Origin of the sequence: Sphingobium sp. HDIP04, assembly GCF_000445085.1 — a bacterium.
Taxonomy (GTDB): domain Bacteria; phylum Pseudomonadota; class Alphaproteobacteria; order Sphingomonadales; family Sphingomonadaceae; genus Sphingobium; species Sphingobium indicum.
The window spans coordinates 107,903-115,485 of sequence record NZ_ATDO01000129.1; the positions used below are offsets into that span (position 1 = coordinate 107,903).

8 protein-coding genes are annotated in these 7,583 nt (G+C 64.4%); 2 read left to right on the forward strand and 6 right to left on the reverse strand.

Translation table 11 applies throughout. The annotated features are described in order from the left end of the window. Nucleotide 1: 1 nt before the first annotated feature. From L286_RS44755 to L286_RS44775, 5 genes are all read right to left on the reverse strand, one after another. The gene (locus L286_RS44755; RefSeq protein WP_021223986.1) at nucleotides 2-1,069 is read right to left on the reverse strand and encodes a class I SAM-dependent methyltransferase; all 1,068 of its coding nucleotides are present in this window, start codon (nucleotides 1,067-1,069) and stop codon (nucleotides 2-4) included. Then, the gene (gene lgt / locus L286_RS44760; RefSeq protein ID WP_020818785.1) at nucleotides 1,059-1,961 is read right to left on the reverse strand and encodes a prolipoprotein diacylglyceryl transferase; all 903 of its coding nucleotides are present in this window, start codon (nucleotides 1,959-1,961) and stop codon (nucleotides 1,059-1,061) included. The genes L286_RS44755 and lgt overlap by 11 nt, the downstream gene beginning before the upstream one ends. Nucleotides 1,962-2,142: 181 nt before the next feature. Then, a protein-coding gene (locus tag L286_RS49865) for an IS5 family transposase (protein ID WP_152520581.1) occupies nucleotides 2,143-2,900 on the reverse strand; the annotation gives its coding sequence in 2 pieces (ribosomal slippage) (nucleotides 2,143-2,582 and nucleotides 2,582-2,900; 759 coding nt in all). Nucleotides 2,901-3,270: 370 nt separating this feature from the next. Beyond that, nucleotides 3,271-3,870, reverse strand: a complete 600-nt coding sequence (gene wrbA, locus L286_RS44770) for an NAD(P)H:quinone oxidoreductase (protein WP_007688537.1) — start codon at nucleotides 3,868-3,870, stop codon at nucleotides 3,271-3,273. A gap of 126 nt (nucleotides 3,871-3,996) precedes the next feature. After that, complete coding sequence (locus L286_RS44775) at nucleotides 3,997-4,716, reverse strand: pirin family protein (protein WP_007688539.1); 720 nt, start codon at nucleotides 4,714-4,716, stop codon at nucleotides 3,997-3,999. Between the two features lie 107 nt (nucleotides 4,717-4,823). On the opposite strand from L286_RS44775, the gene L286_RS44780 reads away from it, so the two are divergent. Beyond that, nucleotides 4,824-5,747, forward strand: a complete 924-nt coding sequence (locus tag L286_RS44780; RefSeq protein WP_020818782.1) for a LysR family transcriptional regulator — start codon at nucleotides 4,824-4,826, stop codon at nucleotides 5,745-5,747. Nucleotides 5,748-5,926: 179 nt separating this feature from the next. Next, on the forward strand, nucleotides 5,927-6,634 hold the full coding sequence (ctrA, locus tag L286_RS44785; protein WP_007688543.1) for a response regulator transcription factor CtrA: 708 nt from the start codon (nucleotides 5,927-5,929) through the stop codon (nucleotides 6,632-6,634). 114 nt (nucleotides 6,635-6,748) lie between these two features. Here ctrA and L286_RS44790 read toward each other — a convergent pair whose 3' ends face one another. Continuing rightward, entirely contained in the window at nucleotides 6,749-7,165 is a 417-nt protein-coding gene (locus L286_RS44790) for a hypothetical protein (RefSeq protein WP_020821005.1), read from the reverse strand. Nucleotides 7,166-7,583: the final 418 nt, after the last annotated feature.

Sequence of the window (7,583 nt, forward strand, 5' to 3'; positions counted from 1 at the left end):
TTCAACCCTCGAACCCCGCAGGGTCGGCCCAGTCGGGATGGACCCAGGCCATCGCCTTGAACAGCGTTCCCATCGCGTCGTCGTCGGTCAGGCGGCGGCGGGCGGCCTCCACCTCCTCTGCGCGGGCGGGCGTGGTCCTGCTGAGTTGATCGGCGCGGGCGTCGATGCCGAGCTGGCGCAGGAAGGCGCCCTGGCCGACCGTCCGCGTCACGCGCAGCCCGGCCTGCCGCGCCATATTGCCGATCATGGTGAAATCGACATGGGTGGTGAGGTCGCTCTCGCCCGGTTCCAGGAAGGGATCGGCATAGCGATGCGCCCTGACCGCCTGGAGCGTGTCGCCGGTCGCCGGGCCTTCATAGCCATAGTCGATGACGATGGCGGCGCCGCCCTGCTTCGCGATTCGGTGCGCCAGTTCCAGCGCGATGGCCGATCCGGCGAGGGGCATTTCCAGGATCGCGCCTTCCGGGGCGTCGGCGGCCATGGCGGGGATGCCGGATTCGACGCGGCGGTATCCGGCCATGGGGGCGAAGCGCTCAGGCTCCTCCGGATCGGGGCGGACGACGACCCGCTCGCGCCATTCGCTGCCGACGCGGACAAGCTGCCGGACGGGAAGGGCGTCGAAAAATTCATTGGCGACGACCAGCAGCGGTCCCTGTTCGGGCAGGCTGGACACGGAATCATGATGCGCGACATTGGGGATGAGCGCGCCCTGCCGTTCGCGCAGGCTGGGGCTGGTTTCCACGAAATGGACGCGGGGGTGGAACGTGACGCTGGCCATGGCGCGCAGCGCGTCGGACGCCAGCGTGCCGCGTCCGGGGCCAAGCTCCACATAATGGGCCGCCGGGTGGCTGCCGGACCGCATCCATATGTCCGCCAGGCAGAGGCCGATCAGTTCGCCGAACATCTGGCTGATTTCGGGCGCGGTGGTGAAGTCGCCCGCCGCGCCCAGCGGGTCGCGGGTGCCGTAATAATGCTGGTTCGCCTCCGCCATATAATGGGCGATTGAGATCGGGCCGCCCGCCTCGATCTGGCGGGCGAGCCGTTCGGACAAGGTCAGTTCAACTGACACTCGCGCTGCCCGCGACGGGTTCCACGCGGATGCGGCGGCCCTTCGCCGTGATGATCAGGTAGAGGCCGCCCAGGATCATCGGCACGCACAGCCACTGGCCCATGTGCAGCCCGGTGCGGGCGGCGAATTCCATGAGTTGGGCGTCCGCCTCCCGGACATATTCCACCCCGAAGCGGAACACGCCGTAGCCGAGCAGGAAGATGCCGACCAGCATGCCGGGCTTGTAGCGGGCGCGGGTCTTCCAGAAGGCGAAGGCGAGGATCAGGAACAGGACTATGCCTTCGAGGAAGGCTTCGTAAAGCTGGCTGGGATGGCGGGGGAAGGGGCCGCCGGTCGGGAAAATTATGGCCCAGGGCACGTCCGTCTCCTTGCCCCAGAGTTCCCCGTTCACGAAATTGGCGAGGCGGCCGAAGAACAGGCCGAAGGGGACGCAGCAGGCGACGAAATCATGGATGCGCAGCCAACTGAGCTTTTCCTTGCGCGCCATGTAGAGGATGCCGAGCGAGACGCCGATGGCCCCGCCGTGGAAGGACATGCCGCCGTTCCAAAGCTTGAAGATGTCCAGCGGATTGCGGAGGATTTCGGGCTGGTAGAAGAAGACATAGGCCAGCCGCCCGCCGATGATGATGCCCAGCGTCGCGTAGAAGATCATGTCGTCGGCATGGCGGCGCGCCATGGGCGATCCGGGCTGGGCGATTAGCTTCAGCAGATACCAGTAGCCGATCAATATGCCCGCCAGATAGGCGAGGCTGTACCATTTCAGCGTGAAGAAGCCGAGGTCGAGCGCGACCGGGCTGAGGCCGAGCTGGTCGAAGCGAATGGCGCCCGAAGCGGCGGCGGCAAGGTCTAGGATCAAGTTGGCGTTCCCCTTGGGAAATTCGGTCCCCGCCATAGAGCAAGGTGGGGGACGGAGGGAAGGGAGGAAGTTGATCCGGCTGCTGCGGGAAGCCGCATGGCGACCGCGACAGCGGGCAGGCGAGGTGCGGGGGAAGTGGAGGCGGAAGGGTGTCGGAGGCCGCCGTGAAACGGGATCCGGTTCAGCTTTCCTTCTGTCGGCTAGGCTCTGTCTGCATTCACCGTATCCATATCATGGCGCATGCGAGATGGACGAAGCCCATGAAGGCAGAGAGGGTTTTCTCGCAGCGCAGGGCGATCCTTCGGAAGCGCTTGAGTTTGTTGAAGAAGCATTCGACCTGATGGCGCTCCTTGTAGAGCCTCCAGTCGATGGCAGGGGCGATAGCGCGGCTGGGATTGGCCTTGATCTGCGCGATTGCGCCAAGGTCATCGGCAATGAAGGCGCGTAGCGGATCGGCATCGTAGGCAGCATCGGCGATGACGTGGCCGACGCCTTCCAGCCCGGACAGAAGCGTCTGGGCCTGCGGGCAATCGCCATATTGCCCTGGTGTCGGACATATCCGAAGCGGCAGACCGATCGCATCGACGGCGGCGTGCAACTTGGTCGTCAGGCCGCCGCGCGAACGACCGATGGCGGCACTTTCAGCCCCCCTTTTGCGCCGCTTGCATCGGCGTGGACCTTCGAGATCGTGCTGTCGATCATCACATATTCGAAGTCCGGCGTGTCGGCCATGGCATGGAAAAGCCCCTCCCATACCCCGTTGCGTGACCACCGGCGGAAGCGCGCATGAACCGCCGTCCATTTGCCGAATATATCCGGTAGATCGCGCCAATGCGCCGCGTTCCCCGCCATCCACAGGATCGCATCGACAAACAGTCGATTATCAACGCCGCTCCGTCCAGGCGTCCCGGCACGACCCGGAAGATACCCCTCGATCCGGTTCCATTGCTCATCCGTCAGCACCCGTCTGCTCAAAGATCGTCTCCTTCAACGACCTTGAATCAGAACTCTCATAAAATGGGAATCCCATGAATGCAGACAGAGCCTAGGGTGTGTGGGGATTCAGTTCAGGGCGCGGCGAAAATAGTGGATTTCGAGAACCTCGAAACGAGGCAGGTGACTCGTTTCGACGCAGCGTACTTAAGTACGTGAGCACCGGAAGCGCAGAAAGCCGCTATTTGCAGCCCGCCATGGGCTGAATCCCCACACACCCTAGGCCGCTCTCCGTTTCACCCCAAAAAACAGGGGAGCCGACGCGCAGTCCCATGCGCCGGCTCCCCCTTTGCGCTGATGCCTTGCGACCCAAGGCTCAACGACTGCGCCATATAGACGGCGCAGCCATGCATCAGCCGTGCAGCTTCAGCGCCGTTTCCGCGATGCGGCGGCCCTGATAGCGCGCGCCGTCCAGTTCCTCTTCGCTCGGCTGGCGGCTGCCGTCGCCGTCGGCCAGCGTGGTCGCGCCATAGGGCGCTCCGCCGCGGACCTTGTCCACGCCCATCTGGCCGGCAAAGCCATAGTCCAGGCCGACGATCACCATGCCGAAATGCAGCAGGTTGGTGATGATCGAGAACAGGGTGGTTTCCTGCCCGCCATGCTGGCTGGCGGTCGAGGTGAAGGCGCCGCCCACCTTGCCGTTCAGCGCGCCGCGCATCCAAAGGCCGCCGGCCTGGTCGAGGAAGGCCGCCATCTGGCTGGACATACGGCCGAAGCGGGTGCCGGTGCCGATGATGATCGCGTCATAATCCGCCAGGTCCGCGACGGCCGCGACGGGTGCTTCCTGGTCGAGCTTGAAATGCGCGGCTTTCGCGACTTCCAGCGGCGCCGTTTCGGGCACGCGCTTGATGTCGACCTGCGCGCCGGCGGCCGCCGCGCCTTCCGCCACGGCCTTCGCCATGGTTTCGATATGACCGTAGGACGAATAGTAGAGAACCAGAACCTTTGCCATGCGTATCTCCATTTCTTCTAATGCGTTGATCGTAAAAAGGTTTCGAACAATTTGGCCGCCCGCGCCGGAGTGGGGGGAGAAGCGCGGGCGGCCTTCCGGCCCGTCCGGAGGGAGAAGGGACGGACCTTATTCGCTGTCCACCAGGACGATTTCGGCGTCCTCGATGGCCTTGATGGTGATGGGCGCGCCGCCGATGATCGCGGCGCCGTCACGCGCCTCGAACAGTTGGCCGTCTATTTCGATCCGGCCGGTTGCCGGGACCAGGTAGAGGTGGCGCCCTTCGGCGCTGTCATAGGTGACGCTGTCGCCCGCCTTGACCGTGCCGCCCAGCAGCCGGGCGTCGGCGCGGATGCGCAGCGCCTCCCTGTCCTCGTCATGGCCGCTCGCCAGCACCACCAGCCGGCCCGACCGATCGCCCTTGGGGAAGGGCTTGGCGCCCCAGCTCGGCTGGCCGCCCCGGCTGCGCGGCATGACCCAGATCTGGAAGAGAGTCGTCGTTTCGTCCTCCAGATTATATTCCGCGTGGCGGATGCCGCTGCCCGCGCTCATCACCTGCACGTCGCCCGCTTCCGTGCGGCCCTTGTTGCCCAGGCTGTCCTGATGGGTGATCGCGCCGGTGCGGACATAGGTGATGATCTCCATGTCCGCGTGCGGGTGCGGCGGAAAGCCGGAGCGGGGACCGATCTCATCGTCGTTCCATACCCGGATCGCGCCCCAATGCATGCGGGACGGATCATAATAGTCCGCAAAGGAGAAATGATGCCGCGCGTTCAGCCAGCCATGGTCGGCGTGGCCGAGCGAGGCGAAGGGGCGGCGGTCGATCCGGCTGCCAACTGTCATGCTCATCACTCAGGCCTTTCGAAGGATTGCCGGAAGGTTCCGGCTTGCTTTCCGTCAATCTAGCAATCAGGATCGTTTCTTGAATAAGCAGCATTGAAACGGATTGTTTCCTTATGCGTCTTCCCGATTTCGAGGCATGGGCGATGTTCGCCGCCGTGGTGGAGCATCGCAGCTTCACCGACGCGGCCAAGGCGCTGAGCGTGTCGAAGGCCACCGTGTCCAAGGCGGTGACGCGGCTGGAGCAGCATCTGGACACCAGCCTGTTCAGCCGCACCAGCCGCCGCCTGGCCCTGACCGAAAGCGGCAGGCGGCTGGCCGAGCATGCGGCCCGCATCCTTTCCGAAGGGCAGGCGGCGGAGGAAGCGGCCAGGGACGAAACGGCGGAACTTTCCGGCACGGTCCGGCTGGGCGCGCCGATGACCTTCGGCCTGCTCCGCATCGCGCCGCTGGTCGCGGAATTCACGAAGCAGAATCCGCATGTCGACATCGACCTGCACCTGTCCGATGCGCGCATCGACCTGGTGGACATGGGCCTGGACGCCACCATCCGCATCGCCGACATGCCCGACAGTTCATTGCGCGCCCGGCGCCTGGCCGACGTCACGCTGCATGTCGTGGCGTCGCCCGCCTATCTGGCGGAAAGGGGGCGGCCCACCCATCCGTCCGACCTCGGCGACCATGACTGCCTGTGCTATTCCAACACGCCGACGCCCGACGTCTGGCGCTTTTCCGGGCCGGGCCAGCAGAATGTCGTGGTGCAGGTCCGCGCCCGCCTGACGGTCAACAGCGGGGAGGCGATGCTGCCCGCGCTGCGCTCCGGCGTCGGCATCGCCCGGCTGCCCGACTTCATCGTCGGGGAAGCGATCGCCTCGGGCGAACTGGAGGAGATACTGGTAGACTGGCGACCGCCGCCGTTCGGCATTCACCTCGTCACGCCGCCATCGCGACTGCGGCCCGCGCGGGTGGATGCGGTGCTCGACTTCCTGACCCGCCATCATGGATGTTCACCGCTCGTTTCGAAGCCGAATCCATATTGACTCCGCCTGAATCATTTTGGCTTCAAAACATTGAAAATAGATTCAAAATCCAGCGACTCGCGGATTTCTGCCGGTTAGCGAAAAATTAACCTTTGTCCTTCAGAAGTTTTTTGGTTAATGAATTGGTGCGGCCGTCGTTCTTTGGGGGTGGACGGAACTGCTACGCAAAGGGGCTTCACATGCGCGTGCTGCTAATCGAAGACGAACCGACGACCGCGAAGGCGATCGAGCTGATGCTCACGACGGAGGGGTTCAACGTCTACACGACCGACCTTGGCGAAGAGGGTCTCGACCTCGGCAAGCTCTACGACTACGACATCATCTGCCTCGACCTGAACCTGCCGGACATGCACGGTTACGACGTGCTCAAGAAGCTCCGCGCGGCGAAGGTGCAGACGCCGGTGCTGATCCTGTCGGGCGTGGCGGAAATGGACAGCAAGGTCCGCTCCTTCGGCTTCGGCGCCGACGATTATGTGACCAAGCCTTTCCATCGCGAGGAACTGATCGCCCGCATCCACGCGGTCGTGCGCCGGTCCAAGGGCCATTCGCAGTCGGTCATCCGCACTGGCAAGCTGGCGGTGAACCTGGACGCCAAGACCGTGGAAGTGGACGGCAATCGCGTCCACCTGACCGGCAAGGAATATGCGATGCTGGAGCTGCTTTCGCTCCGCAAGGGCACGACCCTGACCAAGGAAATGTTCCTGAACCACCTTTATGGCGGCATGGACGAGCCGGAACTCAAGATCATCGACGTCTTCATCTGCAAGCTGCGCAAGAAGCTGGCGCTGGCCTGCAACGGCGAAAATTATATCGAGACCGTCTGGGGCCGCGGCTATGTGCTGCGCGATCCGGACGAGGCGGAGGAATTCGCGACCAAGGTCGCCTGATCCGGCCCTGGCGCCCGGAAGAAAAGGCCGGCGTCCCTGGGGGATGGCCGGCCTTTTTCATGGGCGCTCCCCGGCGCTCGAACATGGCGTCGCCCGCTCAGGACGGAGCCGAGATCATCGCCATTTATTGTTGGTGTCCGGTCCCTGCACCCGCGTCCTGAACCCCGGCCGCTTCGTTTCGCCCGATGGCCGGAACGCCTCCGGCACCTGATAACCATCGGCCGGGCGATCTGCGGGCGCGCGGCTTCTGACCGCTTCCGGATTGATCTGCGCCTCCAGTTGCACGCCGAAGCTCTGTCCCTTGCGCCAGGCGATCTTCCCTGGGGCGGGGCGGCAGTCGGGCAGGAGGATGACGACGCTTTCCCCGACGGCAAGGTCGAGATCGCACCGCCCGCCAAGCCCCATTTCCGAAACGTCGCGGACCAGGATGTCGATTTCGCCATAATCCGCGTGGCGCATGCGCGCCTTCAGCAGCCTGCGCTGGCGGTCATATTGCCGGTTGGAGGCGAAATCGGAATCGGAAACGGACATTCAGTCCTGTATCTCTTCAATATTCGGCGCCTTGACGCACCTTTGGCGATCCTTGGGCCCAGTCGACGTCGCCGGCCGGAACCATCTGACATACCGATCTAAACCCTTAGGGGTGCCATGAAAAGCACCATCATCTCAAACCGTTCGGATCAAAGGATTTCAGCCCCTGCTTCGGAAAAGGAGAAGGCCGGCGACCCTGGAGCGCGTCGCGTCCGATTTGACGCAGGGCGCTCCATGATCGCCGGCCTTCGATCAGGCGGTGAAGCGGCCATGCGGCTGAAAGCCGGTCGGGGACAGGCCGCCTCCGCGCGGGGTCAGTCGGCCGCCTGATCCGAAGATGCGGTGCTGCCCGAACCAGAGGCCTGTCCGCTGCCGGAGAGTTGCCCGGCCGCATCCACCGAGGCGATGCCGCCCGCGC

Excerpts from the sequence above, each read along its gene's own strand:
- lgt (WP_020818785.1), bottom strand. The coding sequence starts at position 1,961 with ATGGCGGGGACCGAATTTCCCAAGGGGAACGCCAACTTGATCCTAGAC.
- L286_RS44780 (WP_020818782.1), top strand. The coding sequence starts at position 4,824 with ATGCGTCTTCCCGATTTCGAGGCATGGGCGATGTTCGCCGCCGTGGTG.
- wrbA (WP_007688537.1), bottom strand. The coding sequence starts at position 3,870 with ATGGCAAAGGTTCTGGTTCTCTACTATTCGTCCTACGGTCATATCGAA.
- L286_RS44790 (WP_020821005.1), bottom strand. The coding sequence starts at position 7,165 with ATGTCCGTTTCCGATTCCGATTTCGCCTCCAACCGGCAATATGACCGC.
- ctrA (WP_007688543.1), top strand. The coding sequence starts at position 5,927 with ATGCGCGTGCTGCTAATCGAAGACGAACCGACGACCGCGAAGGCGATC.
- L286_RS44775 (WP_007688539.1), bottom strand. The coding sequence starts at position 4,716 with ATGAGCATGACAGTTGGCAGCCGGATCGACCGCCGCCCCTTCGCCTCG.